Origin of the sequence: Aestuariivivens sediminicola (assembly GCF_022662015.1) — a bacterium.
Lineage (GTDB): Bacteria > Bacteroidota > Bacteroidia > Flavobacteriales > Flavobacteriaceae > Aestuariivivens > Aestuariivivens sediminicola.
Genome location: NZ_JAKMCM010000002.1, coordinates 114,863 through 134,669 on the forward strand (window position 1 = coordinate 114,863; position 19,807 = coordinate 134,669).

General features: G+C 39.8%; 18 protein-coding genes. 3 read left to right on the plus strand and 15 right to left on the minus strand.

Features of this window, described 5'->3' with window-relative positions:
- Positions 1–43: 43 nt before the first annotated feature.
- The 14 genes from MR041_RS05480 to polA all read right to left on the minus strand — a co-directional run bounded on the left by MR041_RS05480 (position 44) and on the right by polA (position 16,294).
- Positions 44–2,443 carry an efflux RND transporter permease subunit gene (locus MR041_RS05480; protein WP_242092596.1) on the minus strand — a complete coding sequence of 800 codons (2,400 nt, stop codon included), beginning with the start codon at positions 2,441–2,443 and terminating at the stop codon, positions 44–46.
- 59 nt (positions 2,444–2,502) lie between these two features.
- The gene (locus tag MR041_RS05485; RefSeq protein ID WP_242092597.1) at positions 2,503–3,777 is read right to left on the minus strand and encodes a DUF5686 family protein; all 1,275 of its coding nucleotides are present in this window, start codon (positions 3,775–3,777) and stop codon (positions 2,503–2,505) included.
- A gap of 60 nt (positions 3,778–3,837) precedes the next feature.
- The gene (gene frr, locus MR041_RS05490; RefSeq protein ID WP_242092598.1) at positions 3,838–4,395 is read right to left on the minus strand and encodes a ribosome recycling factor; all 558 of its coding nucleotides are present in this window, start codon (positions 4,393–4,395) and stop codon (positions 3,838–3,840) included.
- Between the two features lie 44 nt (positions 4,396–4,439).
- Positions 4,440–5,147 carry a UMP kinase gene (gene pyrH / locus MR041_RS05495; RefSeq protein WP_242092599.1) on the minus strand — a complete coding sequence of 236 codons (708 nt, stop codon included), beginning with the start codon at positions 5,145–5,147 and terminating at the stop codon, positions 4,440–4,442.
- A gap of 519 nt (positions 5,148–5,666) precedes the next feature.
- Positions 5,667–6,641 (minus strand): translation elongation factor Ts, encoded by a 975-nt coding sequence (gene tsf / locus MR041_RS05500; RefSeq protein WP_242092600.1) that lies wholly within the window; start codon positions 6,639–6,641, stop codon positions 5,667–5,669.
- A 117-nt stretch (positions 6,642–6,758) separates the two neighbouring features.
- Entirely contained in the window at positions 6,759–7,532 is a 774-nt protein-coding gene (gene rpsB, locus MR041_RS05505) for a 30S ribosomal protein S2 (RefSeq protein ID WP_242092601.1), read from the minus strand.
- A 220-nt stretch (positions 7,533–7,752) separates the two neighbouring features.
- A complete protein-coding gene (gene rpsI / locus MR041_RS05510) occupies positions 7,753–8,139 on the minus strand; it encodes a 30S ribosomal protein S9 (RefSeq protein WP_242092602.1) in 387 nt (128 codons plus the stop codon).
- On the minus strand, positions 8,139–8,594 hold the full coding sequence (rplM, locus tag MR041_RS05515; RefSeq protein ID WP_242092603.1) for a 50S ribosomal protein L13: 456 nt from the start codon (positions 8,592–8,594) through the stop codon (positions 8,139–8,141). Before rplM ends, rpsI begins: the two co-directional genes overlap by 1 nt.
- A gap of 228 nt (positions 8,595–8,822) precedes the next feature.
- Complete coding sequence (locus MR041_RS05520) at positions 8,823–9,269, minus strand: DinB family protein (RefSeq protein WP_242092604.1); 447 nt, start codon at positions 9,267–9,269, stop codon at positions 8,823–8,825.
- Between the two features lie 17 nt (positions 9,270–9,286).
- Positions 9,287–9,928 carry a DinB family protein gene (locus tag MR041_RS05525; protein ID WP_242092605.1) on the minus strand — a complete coding sequence of 214 codons (642 nt, stop codon included), beginning with the start codon at positions 9,926–9,928 and terminating at the stop codon, positions 9,287–9,289.
- A gap of 34 nt (positions 9,929–9,962) precedes the next feature.
- Positions 9,963–10,961 (minus strand): PliI family lysozyme inhibitor of I-type lysozyme, encoded by a 999-nt coding sequence (locus MR041_RS05530; protein WP_242092606.1) that lies wholly within the window; start codon positions 10,959–10,961, stop codon positions 9,963–9,965.
- 32 nt (positions 10,962–10,993) lie between these two features.
- Positions 10,994–12,175, minus strand: coding sequence for a serine hydrolase domain-containing protein (locus MR041_RS05535; RefSeq protein WP_242092607.1), 1,182 nt, complete (start codon positions 12,173–12,175; stop codon positions 10,994–10,996).
- A gap of 142 nt (positions 12,176–12,317) precedes the next feature.
- Positions 12,318–13,256, minus strand: coding sequence for an alpha/beta fold hydrolase (locus MR041_RS05540; RefSeq protein ID WP_242092608.1), 939 nt, complete (start codon positions 13,254–13,256; stop codon positions 12,318–12,320).
- A gap of 152 nt (positions 13,257–13,408) precedes the next feature.
- Complete coding sequence (polA, locus tag MR041_RS05545) at positions 13,409–16,294, minus strand: DNA polymerase I (RefSeq protein ID WP_242092609.1); 2,886 nt, start codon at positions 16,292–16,294, stop codon at positions 13,409–13,411.
- Positions 16,295–16,504: 210 nt separating this feature from the next.
- Here polA and MR041_RS05550 point away from each other — a divergent pair, with 210 nt between their 5' ends.
- From MR041_RS05550 to MR041_RS05560, 3 genes are all read left to right on the plus strand, one after another.
- A complete protein-coding gene (locus MR041_RS05550) occupies positions 16,505–17,227 on the plus strand; it encodes a copper homeostasis protein CutC (RefSeq protein ID WP_242092610.1) in 723 nt (240 codons plus the stop codon).
- A 125-nt stretch (positions 17,228–17,352) separates the two neighbouring features.
- The gene (locus MR041_RS05555; RefSeq protein ID WP_242092611.1) at positions 17,353–18,588 is read left to right on the plus strand and encodes a metallophosphoesterase; all 1,236 of its coding nucleotides are present in this window, start codon (positions 17,353–17,355) and stop codon (positions 18,586–18,588) included.
- Between the two features lie 145 nt (positions 18,589–18,733).
- Complete coding sequence (locus MR041_RS05560) at positions 18,734–19,030, plus strand: thioredoxin family protein (RefSeq protein ID WP_242092612.1); 297 nt, start codon at positions 18,734–18,736, stop codon at positions 19,028–19,030.
- A gap of 86 nt (positions 19,031–19,116) precedes the next feature.
- Here MR041_RS05560 and MR041_RS05565 read toward each other — a convergent pair whose 3' ends face one another.
- Positions 19,117–19,803: a polysaccharide deacetylase family protein gene (locus tag MR041_RS05565; protein WP_242092613.1), complete on the minus strand. Its 687-nt coding sequence runs from the start codon at positions 19,801–19,803 to the stop codon at positions 19,117–19,119.
- Positions 19,804–19,807: the final 4 nt, after the last annotated feature.

Consider the following 19,807-nt stretch of genomic DNA (forward strand, 5'->3'; position numbering starts at 1 on the left):
ACGTCCATTTTTCTGTGTATTCGTTCACCTTGACCATACCAAATTATTCAAAAAGATCTTCATCCTCCTCTTCTTCAGGGATAATTTTTATTGAAGGTTCTTTTAAAACTTCTTTGTTTGCAATGCTTCTTTCCAAAGACAGGAGCAACGAAGGCAACAAAAGCAAATTCGACAACATGGCAAATAATAAAGTGGCGGAGACGAGGGCGCCTAAAGCTACGGTACCGCCAAAACTCGATATGGTAAACACCGAAAATCCAAAAAACAGAACAATTGAGGTATAGAACATACTAATTCCTGTTTCACGCAAGGCCCGGTAAACGGATGTTTTGATTTTCCAATTGTGTGTCTGAAGTTCCTGACGGTATTTGGCTAAAAAGTGAATGGTATCGTCTACCGAAATACCAAAAGCAATACTAAACACCAATATGGTTGATGGCTTAATCGGGACACCGAGATACCCCATTAATCCTGCCGTAACTAAAAGGGGCAACAAGTTGGGAATAAGTGATATAATAATCATTCTTCCTGATCGGAACATATACGCCATGAACAGGGAAATTAGAAAAATGGCCAAGGATAAGGAGATGGTTAGATTTTTAACCAGGTATTTCGTTCCTTTTTGAAACACAAGGGCCTTACCTGTCATGGTTACATTATAGCGTTCCTTCGGGAAAACTTTATTTATTTTATTTTGAAGATCCTCTTGAATGCGTTCCATTTTATCTGTGCCCACGTCCTTCATAAAGGTGGTGATACGGGCATACTGCTCGGTACTGTCAACCAGGTTATTGAGAAGATCAACCCGAGATGATGAATTTTTTGCATAGGCCAGTATAAAGTTGTTTTCCTGAGCGGTAGGCAGCTGATAAAATTTTGTGTTGCCGTTATAGTACGCTTGTTTGGAATACTTAACCAATCCTACTACGGAGATGGGCTTAGATAATTCCGGTATATCCAGAATAACATCTTCAAGTTCACTCATGCGCTTCAAGGTAGAGAGTTTCATGACGCCTTTTTTACGTTTGGTGTCAATCATGATTTCCAATGGCATAATACCGTTGAACTCCTTTTCAAAAAAGCGTATATCCCTAAAAAACTCAGTATTGGTTGGCATATCTTCAATCAAACTTCCTGATATTTTTATCTGATTGATGCCTATCATGCTTACAATTAACAGGGCGACAGCAGTGGTGTAAATAGTGATGCGTTTAAACTTTACCATATGCTCCATCCAATTGACGAAACCGCCAATCCATCGTCTGTTAAGATGTTCTAAATGACGATCTTTTGGAAAGGGCAAGAAGGTGTAAATAATGGGAATAATGAGCAAACACAAAATAAAAATGGCCAGAATACTCAGGGAGGCCACGATGCCAAATTCTTTGAGCAGCTTGCTTTCGGTTAATATAAATGTAGCAAATCCAGAGGCCGTGGTTACGTTGGTCATTAAGGTTGCATTACCAATTTTGGTAATGACCCGTTGCAGAGACTTCACCTTATTACCATGCAACTTCACTTCGTGCTGGTATTTATTGATTAAAAAGATGCAGTTTGGAATTCCTATGACGATAATAAGCGGGGGTATAAGCGCTGTTAATACCGTTATTTCATAATTTAACATCCCAATAATCCCAAGGGTCCACATGACCCCAATACAAACGACGATCAACGAAATGAATGTGGCTCTGAAAGATCTGAAAAAGAAAAAGAAAATAAGGGAGGTTACCAATAGGGCAGCGGCCACAAACCATCCAATTTCATCCACAATGATCTGTGAATTCAGTGTTCTGATATAGGGCATTCCGGAGATCCGAACATCCAAATTGTGTTTTGTTTGAAAGTCCTCGATAGAGGGGATCAACGATTTTACTATAAAGTCCTTGCGTACGGAAGTGTTTACAATATCTTTCTTTAAATAAATGGCTGTTCTAATGGTTTTTGAATCCGCTTTGAACAAAAAATTATCGTAAAAAGGATACTTATTAAACAAGTCGTTCTCAAGTGCTTTGAGCTCCTCCTGAGAACTTATAGAATCTTTTATGAAGGGTTGAAGAATAAATTTTTCGTTATCGGAATCTTTAATAAGTTTTTGCAGATCCTTGATTGAAATCACTGTTTCAACTTCGGGATATACTTTAAAACTATCCGACAATCGATTCCAGGCGTTGAATTTTTCAACGGTCAATACGGTGGTATCCTTTACCCCCAACACAATTAAATTCCCTTCTTCCCCGAATGTGTTTAAGAATTCGTTATAGATCATATTTACCTCATGATCATCCGGGAGAAGATTCGCTTCCGTATAGGTAAAACGCATGTTTTCCCATTTCTGACTCAGGAAAAAGGTGGCGAGGGCAATTACAATAAGAATGGCAATTTTATTGCGTAAAATCAATCGGGCAGTAACATCCCAAAAATCTTTTGTAAACAGTTTTAACATGCGAACTTATAAAGCTGGGCAAAGGTAGAAAAAACAACGTATTACCCGTTCTAATTGTCTTATAATGTTACGTTAAAAGTAAATTTAAAGGCAATATTATCGTCGAAGTCTGGCAGGTGATATGCGCCGTAACGGTAAGTTAAACTTAAACCAAAGCCAAAAAGGAGTTTGTTTATTTCAAAACCGGATTCGGTGTACCCTTTATTAAGTGCCCCAAAACTTATGTTTTCATGTTTTTCAGGGTGCTTCACATCGCCAATGGCATAGCGCGTAATCAATACCATTTGTGGCCTGTAACGTGTCGAAATAGGGAAGGGTTTCAGATAGTGTTTTAACTGGAATGTGGCAAAGCGATCGGAAAAAAACTCATTGAAGTACATCGTTTCGAAACTCGTTAACCCGGCAACGGAAAAGCGCTGTAAGATGGTTGCCTTATTAATGTTATTCGGATAGGCGTGGTACAAATGTGTTAATGGGATATCGCCACGAGCAATTCCCGATACCAATGTAATTTCTGAAAAGGCCGCTTTTTCATCACCTATCTTAAACACGGTTTTAAAATCAACCTTGGAAAAACTTAAATTACTTTTAAAAAGATGATTGAAATTTTTTGTGTATTGCAGGGTAAAATGAGGATAGCCGGGTATCATGGTCAGGCGACCTTCCGGGGACTCCACAATGGTATTAAAAGGGCTCCATTGCAATGCAAGCTTTAACGTGCTCAACTGAAAATCATTAATGATGTCGTTGTTAAGTTGATACCCATAGGTATAGGTCGGACTGACATTGCTCACTGCAAATTCTGTCTCGCTAATTAATTTTGGGTGAAATTGGTGTTCAATGGAAAGGGTTTTGGTGATATGCTTATGAAATAAACTAATGTTTAGCAGGCGTGGTTCGAAGAACTGAAAAAAACGACCGTCAGTAAGGAAGCTTGTGCTTCCCGATTCCTGAAGGTCGTCCGTATAGGACAGGTTTAACCAGGTATTGCCCTTCTCTGAAAGCCGAATACCCCCTCCGATGCTATATTTAAAGCGATGATCGCGGAAACCATAAACGACATATGAATTTAATCTGAATTGTTTTGAAAAATGGTCGTTCGTAATACCACCAAGCCCGGTTCTCACACCTTCGTATTGATTGTATTTAATGAGATATCTGAGGTCAACATTGAAATATTTCGAAGGGAAGTAGCCATTGCCTAAACTCATTAAAAGATTTTTCTTTTTAATGGAGTCTTGTTTAGGCTCGATATCAATTTCAGAAAACAGGGATTGAGAGTTCGCTATTGCTCCAAGAAAAATACAAACGGTGAACGCAACTAATTTTAACATGAGCAAAAAGCGGAATTAAAACAAAAAATGCACAATATGGAATGGACGTCGGGTAGAGATCTAGACGGTCATAATCTCTTTTTCCTTGACAGCAAAAATCTCATCCACCTTGTGAACATAGGTATCGGTCATTTCCTGTATATCAATTTCGGCATTACTTTGCTGATCTTCCGATACGTGATCTAACTTTTTAATCTCATGATTGGCCTCTTTGCGCGCCGATCTGATGCTGACCTTCGCATCTTCGGCCTCAGCTTTTGCCTGCTTTGCCAGGTTCCTTCGACGTTCTTCTGTTAATGGCGGTACGTTAATGATAATCATTTCTCCATTGTTCATTGGATTAAATCCAAGATTAGCATAAAGAATAGCGCGTTCTATTTCCTGAAGCATACTTTTTTCCCAGGGCTGTACACTAATAGTTCTTCCATCGGGAGTATTCACATTAGATACCTGATTTAACGGTGTCTGGGCGCCATAATACTCAACCATTACGCTGCCTAACATAGCCGGACTTGCTTTTCCGGCTCTAATGTTGACGAATTGCTTTTCCAAATGCTTGATCGCATTGTCCATGGCTTCCTTTGCAGTGTCCAGTATAAATTGTATGTCTTCATTCATGATTTTAAAATTTAGATCAATACAGGTTAAAAATTACGACAATTTTACAAATTAACCTCGGTTCCAACGTTATCTCCCGAGACCACTTTAAGCAAATTACCTTTTTTATTCATATCAAAAACTATAATAGGCAATTTATTTTCTTGACTAAGTGTAAAAGCAGTCGAATCCATCACCTTCAGCCCTTTTCTCAATACATCATCAAAGGTGATAAAATTAAATTTCTTCGCAGAGATATCTTTTTCGGGGTCGGCATTATAAATACCGTCTACACGTGTGCCCTTTAAAATGACGTCTGCCTCAATTTCAATAGCTCTTAATACGGCAGCAGAATCGGTAGTAAAATATGGATTTCCGGTGCCACCTCCAAAAATAACCACACGTCCTTTACTTAAGTGGCTTAATGCCTTTCTTCTAATAAAAGGCTCAGCCACCTCATTAATCTTAATGGCCGTTTGTAATCTTGTTTGCAGTCCGGCGTCTTCTAAAGCACTTTGCAAAGCCAAACCATTAATAACAGTGGCTAACATGCCCATATGATCTCCCTGAACACGATCCATGCCGTTACTGGCTCCGGCAACACCTCTGAAAATATTACCTCCTCCAATGACTATAGCCACTTCAACACCTTTTTCCGTTATTTCCTTTATGTCTAAAGCATATTCAGCCAGGCGCTGAGGGTCTATCCCGTATTGGCGATCTCCCATGAGCGCTTCACCTGATAATTTGAGGAGTATTCTTTTATATTTCACACGTTTTATTTTTTGCAGTTGATTGCCGAAGTTGTGCAAAACTAAACATTTTTTTGCTGTTTACCGATACTCGATTTATCAAAATAAGTGCTGCGACATGGATTTTGTATCTATTTTTTACCACCTAAATAAATTTACATGGTCAGCATTCAATAGTACTTATGCGTGTGTCTCTTTAGTCTACATTTTAGGATTATAGGCGGAAGGATTTAATTTCTGAGGGACATAAATTTTATTTGTAGTTACAATCCTGTGCTTTTGTAGGCAACGATCTTCAAAATTGTCCTGTTAATTTGGAGACAACATGCTTACAGTTTTTGAATGGTCCGAGCATGGCCGCAGAAAGCGATAGGGATATCCTTATTTAAACTACGCTAAGCCTATGTTTTCGAGCAGGATTAAGATATGGCGTTCACCATTTTTTCTTAGGCTCTGTGAAAAGAATAGAATATGAATGGCATGCATAAAAAAACCATCAAGCTATAAGCCTGATGGTTCCATATCAGGTTGTGTTATGGTTTATCCTACAGTAACACGTTTAAAATCAGTAATCGCAACATCGCCATAAGATGCCACATATTTTGCCACGGTTTGTTTCTCATCCTTAATAAAGTTCTGATCGAGCAAACACTTTTCCTGATCCAGGGTGGTATTATCAGAAATAAATCGCTCCATTTTTCCTGGTAAAATGCGATCCCAAATATGTTCCGGCTTACCTTCGGCCTTTAATTCTGCCTTGGCATCAGCTTCAGCCTGGGCCAAAACTTCAGGAGTTAGTTGTGCCATGGATATGTATTTCGGTACATTCTTTAGCGTTTTCCCTAACCGAGCCAACTCTTCATTTTCTTTTTCTATTACCGCAATCCTTGCTTCCGTTTCGGATGCAATGAAAGCAGGATCAAAATCCTTATAAGACAATGTTGTGGCACCCATTGAAGCAACTTGCATCGCCACATCCTTAACCAGGGTTTCGGCCTTCTCAACTTTTGCCGATAATCCTACAATAGCGGCAATCTTATTGATGTGTACATAAGCACCTACATACGGCGCTTCCAACTTTTCAAAAGCTGTGATATCCAGTTTTTCACCAATTACACCGGTTTGCTCGGTTAATTTTTCGGCTACAGTCATGCCACCGAAATCGGCTGCTAAAAACGCTTCTTTAGAATCATAATCCAAGGCCACTTCAGCCAACTGATTGGCCAATGCTACGAAGTTTTCGTTTTTCCCTACGAAGTCGGTTTCACATCCAAGAACAATGGCAACGCCAACAGTTTCATCTGCATTGATTTTAGCGATGGCCGCGCCTTCAGAAGAGTCTCTGTCGGCTCTTTTTTCGGCAACTTTTTGTCCTTTTTTACGTAGAATCTCAATCGCTTTATCAAAATCGCCTTCAGCTTCAACAAGCGCTTTTTTACAGTCCATCATACCTGCTCCGGTAGCTTGTCTTAATTTATTTACTTCGGCTGCTGTTACTTTTACAGTAGTACTCATAATTCATTATAATTTAAAAAGTAAAAAGTCGTTTATTTTTTTTCGATAACCCTCGGACAAAGTTCAGGACAAAGAAAAGAACTAAACGACTTGTTTATGTTGTGTTAATGTTATTCTTTATTCTTCCTCTTCCGATGCTACAGCTACTTTTTTAGCTGCCTTTTTGGCTTTAGGAGCATCCTTATCGGCCGAAGCCTCTTTTTCAGCCTTACGCTCTGCCAATCCTTCTGCGATTGCAGTGGTTACGTAGCTCAAAATTTTATCTATAGATTTTGAGGCGTCATCGTTAGACGGGATAACAAAGTCCACCTGACGTGGATCTGAGTTCGTATCGACCATCGCAAAAATAGGAATGTTTAATTTCTGAGCTTCTTTAATCGCGATGTGCTCACGCTTAATATCGACCACAAATACAGCACCGGGCAAACGGGTCATATCACTAATCGAACCTAAGTTCTTTTCTAACTTGGCCCTCAGACGATCTACCTGTAAACGTTCTTTTTTAGATAAGGTATCAAAGGTACCGTCTTTCTTCATTCTATCGATTGAAGTCATTTTTTTAACAGCCTTTCTGATGGTAACAAAGTTAGTTAACATCCCTCCGGGCCATCTTTCGGTAATGTAAGGCATGTTGATAGATGATGCCTTTTCTGCTACAATATCCTTAGCCTGTTTCTTTGTTGCAACAAAAAGAATCCTTCTTCCGGAGGCCGCAATTTTTGCCAATGCATTTCCGGCTTCTTCCATTTTCGCTGCTGTTTTGTAAAGGTTGATAATATGGATGCCGTTGCGCTCCATATAGACGTAAGGGGCCATATTGGGGTCCCACTTACGGGTGAGGTGTCCGAAATGTACACCTGCTTCTAGTAGTTCTTTTACTTCTACTGCCATGATTGTAATAGTTTACGTTCTGTTGAATTAGCAATGCTTAAGTGGTCTCTGTTTTATCAGGTGGCCTTAAGCATTTAGATGCTAAACTAAATCTTCACGACTTGGCGTGATAGACAACAATAACTGGGTTAAAAAATAATTGTTTAAATGGACTGCAAATGCTTCAACGGCCTGCCCGATTTGCAGGCGGGCGATCAGCATATCAATCCAAATTCTGGTATTAACGTTTAGAGAACTGGAATTTCTTACGCGCTTTTTTCTGTCCGAATTTCTTGCGCTCTACCATTCTAGGGTCTCTCGTTAATAAACCTTCTGGCTTCAGTATGGTCCTGTTTTCGGCATCGACATCGCACATAGCACGAGAAATTGCTAATCGAACGGCTTCTGCCTGTCCAGTAATACCACCTCCATATACATTAACTGTAATATCAAAGTTGCCATCATTGTTAGTCATAACTAGTGGTTGCTTTACCTTGTACTGCAATGTAGCTGTTGTAAAGTAACTAGCTAAGTCTTTTTTGTTAATCGTTATGTTCCCTTTTCCCGGGGCAACATAAGCACGAGCAACAGCCGTTTTCCTACGGCCGATTTTGTGAATTACTTCCATTAATTAAATTCGTTTAAGTTTATTGCTTTTGGTTTTTGAGCTGCATGAGGGTGCTCTGAACCAACAACAACGGTTAAGTTTCGGAATAAATCTGCCCCTAATTTATTTTTAGGCAGCATTCCTTTTACTGCTTTTTCTACTACTCTTGAAGGATCTTTTCCAAACAGTTCTGTAGCAGTTAAACTTCTTTGACCACCCGGATAGCCAGTGTGACGGATATAGGTTTTGTCATTCCACTTGTTACCGGATAAGCTGATCTTTTCAGCATTGACAACAATAACGTTGTCGCCGCAATCAACGTGTGGTGTGAAGTTTGGCTTGTGCTTACCTCTTAAAAGTTTTGCAACCTTTGAAGCTAAACGACCAAGCGCCTGACCTTCAGCATCAACTAAAACCCACTGCTTGTTTACAGTTGCTTTATTTGCCGAAATCGTTTTGTAGCTTAATGTGTCCACACTTATAATTTTTTCTTATTAAACATTCCTCTTCCAAAAAGAGTTTGCAAATTTACGATTATATATTTGATTACCAAATAGGGAGATGTATTATTTTCAATAAAATTAACCCTGTAATTCACCTTATAGAAATCTAGGTTTTGATTAACAAATTCTATGGTCTTGAGAGTTCCTAATGTATTATTAAAAAACCATGTAGGAGCTCTGTTAACAGGGCTGTTACAATTTTCAGTGATTAAGAATTTGTTTCTGATGATGTTCCAGGTGATCTACATAGTCTGTCATAAGAAATACAAGGTCTGAGATACTTCCATTCGGTAATTTAATTTTATAGGTTAAGGATTCCTGTGTTTGTTGTCCGATGATATCCATGATACGATGGTTAATGACCTGCCAGAAATTAATTAAATCTACTGTCTGCGCATTCTGGTAATTATTAGCCTTAACCAGGGCGTCCTGATTATAAGGTCTTATGTGGTATGGTTTAAGTTCGAATTGGATTTCAGTAAATCGCTGCAGGTTATGTATCCCGGAATCTATTAAATGGCCGAGAATTTCCTTTTTAGACCATTTTTTTGGATTCACCTTTTGTGTTAATTCCTGTTCCGAGGCATTCGACAAATAGGTAACCCCAGATGTTAGTAAGTGTTCCAGTTTATCTAATGTGGTTTCCATTTGTAATTTGTTGATCTTTATGGAAGTCTACCTTTTATAAATTTTATTTGTCCATTATGGTTGGATTCATGCTCACAAACGTGAAACCATTTGCAATGGTTATTCGTGAGCTTACCTTCAAAAAAGGGTTTAGATATCATTAACCAATTATCCTCTCTTTTTGCAAATTCTTCTTTCGTTATGTTCCGTACCTCCTCAAGTTTGGAGAGATAATAGTCAATCGCATGCCCCTTTATCTGCCTTCTGCCTTCTTCCCCGAGTTTCATAGGCACATCCCATTCTTTTTTGATGGCATCATCCCAGGACCCCCATTCCATTTCATCAAAGGTATTTAACTGATAGTACCTTTCACAGGCGGCCAAATGCAGCAGCATAGCCCCAATAGAGTTTGATTTGTCGTCAATCTGAAAATCCAGTTCTTCCGTTGTTAAGTCCTTAACGGTATTGATGACCCAATTACGCATCATATTCATTGTTGAAAGCAATGTGCCAATACGAGGTGCATAACCTTCTAGAGGTCCTATTAGATATGGATTATCCGAAGCAATCATAGGTTTTGTATGGGCAAAATTGGCCATTGGAATTGTAAAAAGTCCTGCTGTGGTTAAAGCCGAGCGTTTGAGAAACCCTCTTCTTCCAGATTGAAATGTTGTTTTCATAGTGTTGTGTTTGATATTTGTATTGTTATGGTCCTTAATTGTAATTAGTTTCATATTCCGTCATGCCATCCACCTTTAATTGTCTCATGGCTTCGCCTTCAACCAGCTTGTATGACACCTGTCTTATTTTACCGGTGGGGATGGTCTTATTGCCTTCTTTCTTGTAGATGGGGAAGCGTTGCATGAAACTGTTTTCAACAACGGAAAATGAATCCTGTCCATTATAGCCTTCATTTATGTTGTCGTTTTCTGATGTCGGTTTGAAATAGACCTGACTCATCGATTTTTTATTGTTCACTGAGAACGCGTAAACACGTCCATAAGCACTGCTGTCAAGGGTTTTTGTATACACGAAAAGTTCCGGAGAGCCATCCGAATTGAGATCTTCAACCTCTGCATTGACCACCGCTTCACCTTCAATATTAAAGGTTTCGTTATAATCACGTCTTTCCAGCCCAAAGGTGAAAATAGTGAGTGTGTTGGTGTCATTTTTTTCTATTGAAGAGACGTTAAAGCCAATGCCCTGTAAGTTGAGCACTTTACTAAATGTCGTCAGATCGATTTGATTCCGATCTAATGCCCCGTCTATTTTTTTATAAGTACCACCCAGACTAGCCCCTCCGTTACAAAAGAAGTTCAGAACGTTTATATCATTTGGGTCCTCCGTTGAAATTGTAATACGTGTATCGTTAAATTCAAATACAATGCGCTTTCCATTATAAACGGCCTCATAGGTATTTTTATCTCTTTTGTAGGCCAGAGCATCAAAGGTGCAGGTTGGTCTTTTTTTATCGGCACGCGATCGCACGGAGATATCAATAGTTTCATTGTCGCCTTGTCTAACCGTTACCGCTACCCAGTCGAATCCCTCAGCTCGTTGCTCATATCCGGTATCGACATAATTGCCGTAAATCCCTGTTTTTTCAGATGAACTTTGTTCCTGTTCAAAGGAATCTTCTCTGTCTTTTTTTTCGATTTTATGACATGCACAAATGGATAAACTAATGATGACAAATAATATAACGCGATTCATAATGTTTTGGTTTTGTATGTGGTTACCTCGTACTAGTTGTGTCTTTCAAGTACGGGAAATAGTCTGTCTTTTAGAACATTCCAGGTGTGTTTTTTTGGAGGTTCATGGATGTTCCATCCGTTAAACAGAACAATGAGATCGTATTCCGGAGCTACCATTAATAACTGTCCTCCGTATCCATTTCCCAGGAAAATCTTCGTTTTACCGTTGATGTGGTAAGGAACCCACCATTGATAGCCATATCCTATATTGGTCAATTTTTCCGGAGCGATCTCATTCACTACAGGTTGTATGGAGGCTTCAACCCAAGGTTCTGAAACAATTTGTTCATTTTTCCACTTCCCTCGATTTAGATACAAAGCCCCGATTTTTGCGAGGTCTTCAGCTCTGAGATACAGACCGCCTTCGGTATCTATTTCTCCGGCCGGTGTTTTTTTCCAATAATAGTCCGTAATCCCCAGGGGACCAAACAGTTTTTCTTCCGCCCATTGGTCTGCTTTTTCCCCGGTTATTATGTTTACAATTTTACCCAATATAACACTGGCTCCACTGTTGTACTTAAAGTGAGTTCCCGGAATGGTGTCAGTGGGTTTGTTCATCACATATGTAATCCAATCTGTACTGGCTTCCATGGCAATGCAATCGTCTGAGAGGTCTGTATATTCTCCTTCTTTCCACTGAAGACCGGCACGCATGGTTAGCAAATCTTCAATGGTGATGTCATTCTTTCTGTTGTCTTGAATCTCAGGAGCATAATCTGAAAACAGGGGCATCACCTTTGTGTTGACATTAAAGTCGGGATACATGTCAAACGCAATACCCAGAAGAATAGAATTCACACTCTTGGTCACCGATTGCAATGTGTGCAGATCGGTATTCCTGTAGTAGGGATGCCAATTGGGATGATCGTAATTGTATTGATGATTGGTCGTGTCATATTTTTGGGCTATGGTTTCGTAGTCTTGGGAGTATTTAAAATCTGCAAGCAGTTCTTCATGTTGTATCACCATGAACCGGTCAACGAGTCCGTAGTCCCCATTTTTTATATCCTGATCTATCGAATCAATAACGGGTGCAAGACCATGTCTTGAAGACACTTTATCTTCCATTAAATGGGGATGGGGGTCCTTATTTTTCTTATTACACCCAACAACTACAAGTATTAGTAAAATTGCAAAGGGAAGTTTTCTGATGTGGTCTGTCACGATTTTCATAATTGATGTCTTAGAAGTGTCTAATATACTTGTTCATTTTTAATTCTCTCCTTAGCAGTCCTTGGGTGTTGCTTAAAACAGGTTGCATACAGCAGCACTCGCAATCGTTGTTTTAATGAAAGTCCTGTGATCCATGGATGAACTAATTGCATTTAATTTTGATCCATTCAACAAGCGCTTCATCAAAGTGCTGAGGTTCTTCCAATTGTGGTGTATGACCGCTTTTTTCGAACAGCACCAATTTTAAATCTGGAAAATAGTTATGAGCCGTGTTCCATAATGTATAGGGGATCACATAATCATACTTGCCCAGGCCCACAAATAGAGGCACAGTTATCGTTGTCCCAGGGTCGAACATAGTGTAATCGTGAAACACCTTTGAAAATAAATGCTGTGTTAGTTCTGAATGTACCGTCATATCTTTCCATAGCCAGCCTGCATCATATTCAGGATTAAACCAGTACTGCGGAGACATGGTGTTATATCTTGCAGATGCTTCTTCCTGACCGGTCAATCGATCGAGTTCCTTTAGGTTTCCCCAATTTTCCTCCTGAAGTCTTTTTCGTTCGGTTGAAGCGGATGCCCAGAGTTCTGCAGCCTTTTTATCATATGTTGCATTGCCCCATTCTGAAGGGGATCCAATTACAATGAGTCCTGAAACCTGATCTCCAAATGTTTTCACATATTCGGTTGCAATAGTGCCATGAATACTGTGTCCCATAATCAAGGGCTTTTCCAGTTGTAGAGCTTTGCGTATCTGCTCTACATCGTTTACAATGGATTTAATGGTGACTTTATGTAAGGCTTCTGCTTTGTAATCTTTCGCAAACCATTTCATGTCTACGAAATACAGTTTTAAATACCGTCTTAAGTTGTCGGAAAAGGTTCGGGGATAGTAAACAGATGAGCCAATTACAAGACATGGCGTTCCATGGCCTTCAATACGATACGTCAATCGGCTTCCATCCAATTCTATGGTTCCGGAATTGTCTGAAGACGCATGGGTCGTTTGCTGACCTTGAAGCACTTCAATTTGAGTTATTACAAGCAGGACAATAATTGCTATTCTAAATTTTTTCATATGTTTTGCAGTACCTAAAAATGACTCTTATAGGATATTTAGGGATTTCTATATCCGGACTTTTCAGTCATACACACTGTTTATGTTTCTATGTGCTTATTTTAAGCATTAAATATGTGGCTTCCCCCAACGGTAAAATGCGATGTAAAAAATTAGTGGGCTTCCAGCCAATTATCGCCAAGGCCCAAATCGACAACCAATGGTACCTCCAGGCTGTAGGCATTTTCCATTTCGGTTTTTACCATGGATTTAATAGCTTCCAATTCCGGTCGATAGACATCAAATACCAATTCATCGTGTACCTGAAGTAACATTTTGGTTTTGTAGGCCTGTGCTTCCAATTGGTTATAGATATTGATCATGGCAATCTTTATGATATCTGCAGCGCTGCCTTGTATGGGAGCGTTTACAGCATTGCGTTCGGCCGCCCCTCGAACTACCGCATTACGGGAATTGATATCTTTAAGATAGCGACGCCGCCCTAAAACGGTCTGAACATAGCCATGGTCTCGGGCAAAATTAATTTGCTCACCTATAAAGCGTTTTAATTTCGGGTATGTGGCGTAATAAGTATCAATCAAGTCCTTGGCTTCGCTTCTTGATAAATCGGTCTGGTTACTTAAACCAAAGGCCGAAACGCCATATATGATTCCAAAGTTAACTGTTTTAGCATTACTGCGTTGCTCGCGTGTGACCTCCTCAATGGGTACGTTAAATACTTTGGAAGCCGTTGAGGCATGAATGTCTTGTCCCTGTTTAAAAGCCTCGATCATGGTATCCTCGTGACTCAATGCGGCAATTATACGCAATTCAATCTGACTGTAGTCGGCAGCTAAAAGGGTGTAATTTTCGTTCCTAGGGATAAAGGCCTTTCGTACCTGTCTGCCCCGCTCAGTACGAATGGGAATGTTCTGAAGGTTGGGATTGTTACTGCTCAATCGCCCGGTAGCCGCAACCGTCTGCATGTAGTCCGTATGCACCCGTCCGGTTGATGGTTGCACCTGATCGGGCAAGGCATCGACATAGGTGCTTTTTAATTTTGCCAGTCCCCTGTAATCCAATATCTTTTGAATAATAGTATGGTCCTTTGCCAAATAACTCAGCACATCCTCAGCCGTAGAGTACTGTCCTGTTTTTGTCTTTTTGGGTTTGTCGACCAATTTTAACTTGTCGAATAATATTTCACCCAGTTGCTTTGGAGAGGCAATATTAAATTCTTCACCCGCTTCTCGGTAAATTTCAACCTCCAGGTCCTTGATGTCCTTATTTAATTGTTCCGATAACGTATTCAAAAATCCCTTATCCAAATTGATGCCTTCCAATTCCATCGCGGCCAGGACGCGTAATAAAGGGATTTCGATGTCATCGAACAATTTTTGGGTATTGGCCTGTCCCAATTCATTTTGAAAATGGGCCTTTAATTGCAGCGTAATATCGGCATCTTCAACGGCATATTCAGTTTGTTTATCCAGGGCCACCTCACGCATGGATAATTGGTTCTTTCCTTTCTTACCAATCAGCGTTTCTATGGAGATAGGGGAGTAGTTGAGATAGGTTTCGGACAACACATCCATATTATGGCGCATATCGGGGTTTATCAAATAATGAGCCAGCATGGTGTCGAATAGTTTCCCTTTTACGGTAATATCATACTTGGCAAGCACTTTAATGTCGTATTTTAGATTCTGACCGATCTTTTCGTTAGTCTCATTTTCAAAGAAGGGGCGTAATTGTTCTAAGAGATTCCGCGTTTCATCCCTATTTTCCGGAAAGGGAAGATAATACCCTTTACCGGTTTCCCAGGAAAAGGCAATGCCCACCAATTCGGCTGTAATGGGATCTAATCCAGTCGTTTCGGTGTCAAAGCACACACTGCTTTGAGACATGAGTTTGCTTAAAAAAAGCGTTAAGGCTTTGGCCGATGTAATGCTTTGGTAAAAATGCGAAGTGGTATCTGCAGTGCGTCTGGTATAACCTGAAACAGGCTGATCGGAGTCCTGGTTTTCAGTACTGCTATCTCCAAAGAGGGAAAACTGCCCGGCTCCCGCAGCAGTAGTCTTTTTCGGTATAGGGGTTTGTGTACTCTGCGAAGCTGCTATTTCGGACGCTGTGCCTGACGGTGGGTCTGAAGCTGCCGTATCTGTATCGCTTTCGTTGGCAAAGGTCTTTAAAAAGTTTTCTGTTAAACGCCGGAATTCCAATTCTTGAAAAATTTGTTTTACCGCCTCAATATCAGGATGATTCAGCTCAAAATCCTTGGCATCGAATGTTACGGGGACATCCAACATGATCCGGGCCAGTTTTTTTGAAAGCAATCCCAATTCACTGTTGGCCTCTACCTTTTCTTTCATTTTACCTTTAAGTTCATGGGTATTGGCCAAAAGGTTTTCCATGCTCCCGTAAGCCTGGATAAACTTTTTTGCCGTTTTTTCACCAACTCCGGGAAACCCTGGAATATTGTCCGAACTATCTCCCATCATTCCTAAAAAGTCAATGACCTGTTCCGGACGCTCCACCTCGAATTTTTCCTGTACTTCAGGAATACCCCAAACCTCATAACCCCCACCAAATGATTTAGGGCGGTACATGAATATATTATCGGTAACCAGCTGGGCAAAATCTTTGTCCGGAGTAACCATGTAGGTTTGATATCCCTCTTGTTCGGCTTGCCTGGATAAGGTACCTATAACATCGTCTGCCTCGTAACCCTCTTTTACCATAATTGGAATATGCATGGCTTTCAATATCTCTTGTATATAGGGAACGGCGATTTTTATAGCCTCAGGAGTTTCATCTCGGTTTGCTTTATAATCCTCATAGAGCTCAATACGATCTGTACTTCCCCCCTTATCAAAACAAACAGCCAGATGATCCGGGCGTTCCCGCTTGATCACATCTAAAAGCGAGTTCATAAATCCCATAATCGCAGACGTATCAATTCCTTTAGAATTGATTCTTGGATTCTTTATAAATGCATAATAACCTCGAAAGATTAAAGCGTAAGCATCAACTAAAAAGAGGCGTTTTTTATCGGACATTGTATTTGAAGGATTATGTATTGTTTTGTTGTCGCTATGAGCATAATACGGTCATTGAACCATAACATAAAGTCGCTGAAATCATTTCAGAGCACTTTTTAACGCTGCTTAAACAGACAAGAAAACCAAAACTACGAAAAGTATTTTTGATTTGTGGGTAATAATTTGCAATTTCATGGGCTCAATTAGTAATTAAAACTGACATAATTTATGGTTGTTGAAGTTTGTGCAAATTCATATTTATCGGCATTAAATGCGCAGAGGGCCGGGGCCCATCGTATCGAATTGTGTTCGGAACTGGTTATTGGTGGCATTACACCGTCATATGGTTTAATAAAGCGGGTCATCCAGTCTGTTTCCATTCCCGTATTTGCCTTAATACGACCGCGCAGTGGAAATTTTACCTATTCAGATGATGAATTTGAAATCATGAAATATGATATTGCTAAATGCAAAGAAATGGGATGTGCCGGCATTGTATCCGGGCTATTAAACCAAGATAATTCCATAGATTTTGAACGTACAAAAACACTGGTCGATCTGGCACGACCCTTACCATTCACCTTCCACAGAGCTTTTGATTGGGTAACTGACCCAAGAAAGGCATTACAACAGTTAATAGAACTAGGGGTAGATCGCGTACTTACTTCTGGTCAGGAACGTTCTTCGGAGGAGGGCATTGCACTGATTTCTGAATTGAAGGCCTACGCAGAGGGCAGGATTGGCATACTACCCGGTGGAGGTATAAACCCTAACAATGTACATCGGTTTAAGCAGGCCGGGTTTACCGAAATCCATGTATCTGCATCGACCACCGAAGTAGTTAATGAGCCACCCAGGATACCCATGAATAGTAAAAAATTCTTTGATGAGACCCTTGCCGTTTATTCCGATAAAAATAATATCGCAGCTATTGTAAGCGCTTTCAAATAAGGGGAGCCTTATTAAATCGGATGTCTTAATATTGCAATCTGCGCAAAATCTTAAGGTATCGTTAAATATACGGGTAGAATTAAATTACTGAGTTTAAATAAATTATCTTTGACATAAAAAGAAAAATGCTACGCTGGATTATTTTTATAATCATTTTCGGGATTATTGATCTGTATGCCTACCAGGCTTTCAAAACAGTCAGTAAAAATCAATGGCTTAATGTACTGTATTGGGTTGTCACCATTCTGGTAATAGGGAATTTCGTAATGCACTATTACGGCTTTAACAGAAGGGATGGTTTTTCACATGCTCATGCCTACGCGTTTGGTTTTTTTGTGGCTATTTTAATCCCTAAGATGGTTTTACTTCTGGTTATGTTAAGCGAAGATATTTTCAGGATACCTTTGGCAATTTATAGATTTTTTACGGAGGGAGATAGTGCTAAAGGCAATTATTTTGCTTCACGGCGACAGTTTATTAGTCAGATAGCCCTGGGTATTGCAGCGCTTCCATTGGCCTCTATTCTTTATGGAATATATAAGGGTAAATACAATTATAAAGTTTTAAAGTACACCTTGCATTTTGAAGATTTGCCGGAGGCCTTCGATGGATACAAAATCACCCAGATTAGTGATATTCATTCCGGAAGTTTTGACAATGACGATAAGGTGAAATATGGGGTTGATTTAATTAACCGTCAGAACAGTGATGTGATTCTATTTACGGGCGATATCGTGAATAACAAAGCGGATGAGCTTCAACCCTATACAACTATCTTTAATAAACTTCAAGCCAAGGACGGTCTGTTTTCCGTATTGGGGAACCACGATTATGGAGACTATGTAACCTGGGACTCAGAAGAGGCCAAAACAAAGAATTTAGACTATTTAAAAAAGCTTCAAAGAGAGATTGGATTTGATTTATTGTTGAATGAAAGTCGCTACATAGAAAGAGACGGGCAGCGTATTGCCTTGATAGGTGTTGAAAATTGGGGTGCAGGAGGATTTAAAAAAGCGGGCGATTTGAACAAGGCAGCGCAACACATAGATGTAAACGACTTCAAGATCTTAATGAGTCATGATCCGACACATTGGCAAAAGCAGGTGATCAAGGACCCTAAGCATTACCATTTGACCCTTAGCGGGCATACCCACGGGATGCAGTTTGGAATAGAGATACCCGGTTGGTTTAAGTGGAGCCCGGTGAAATGGCGTTATAAGTATTGGGCCGGAATATATGAAGAAGCAGGACAGTATATTAATGTGAATCGAGGTTTTGGCTATTTGGCATTCCCGGGACGGGTCGGTATTTGGCCTGAAATTACAGTGATCGAGCTTAAAAAAGGTGTTGTTGAAGTATAATAGGAGAGGTAAGTATTGCAGATGTTGGGAAAATTCTTAAATTTATTAAATTATTAGGTTTTGCGAACTTAAACAAACGCGAGTTTTATTGTTTAAAAAAACACTTAGGTTTGTATAAGGACATTTGACTATAAAACACATACTGATGTCAAAATTTGGTGAACTAATAGATGTGGAAGTTCCTGTTTTATTGGACTTTTACACCGAATGGAACGAACAGTCCACTACTATGCACGCTGTGCTTCGTGATGTAGCTGCCGCTTTAGGCGATAAGGCAAAGGTCATTAAAATTGATGTTGATAAAAATGAGGAGCTTGCTGAAGCACTTCGGGTTAAAGGACTACCCACCCTTATCATTTACAAAGGAGGTGAAATGAAGTGGCGCCAAAGTGGGGAACAAGATGCCAATACACTTATCGGGATCATACAGCAATACATTTAAACGTTTGTTCCCTGTAAGTTTTAATAAAAATATCAAACAGATCGTTTTTCCTACCAATTAATAAGGCTATCCGGTTGTTAATGAGACTAAATAGCTTCGAACCTAAAGCCTTTTTCACTAAAATGTTCTAATACCCGGGGCAAGGCATAAGTCATGTTTTTTGAGGCCTTTATGCTATCGTGAAAAACAATGATACTCCCTTCTGTAGATTTTGTAATGACGTGGTTCAAACACACTTCTTTTGGGGTCTGCTGGTCCCAGTCAAACGACAGCACATCCCACATGACAATTTTATATCCCATATTAAGAATATGCTTACTTTGCTTCGATTTCATTTTTCCATATGGCGGACGGAATAGGCTGGTGGTTTCAGTTCGCTGCTTTTGAAGTGATACGTTCTGAACGTCGGGGGACTCGGGTTTCGGTAAACACGATTTAAAAGTAGTTTCACAGAGGTGAATGTTGTCTATATAATCTTTGGTTTTGGTTTTCCAACCTTTCATATGGTTATGGGTGTGGTTTCCGAAACTGTGATTCGAAGTCACCATATGTTTAAATAATTCAGGGTGATTACTGACGTTGTTACCGATACAGAAAAAAGTCGCTTTGGCATTGAATTTATCCAATGTTTGTAAAATCCAATCGGTAATATCAGGTGTTGGCCCATCATCAAAGGTCAGGTACAATGATTTGCTTTTAACCGGCATGTCCCAAATGTAATTTGGAAACATTTTCTTTATGACAACTGGTGTTTTAACTGGAGTAATACCCATAAAA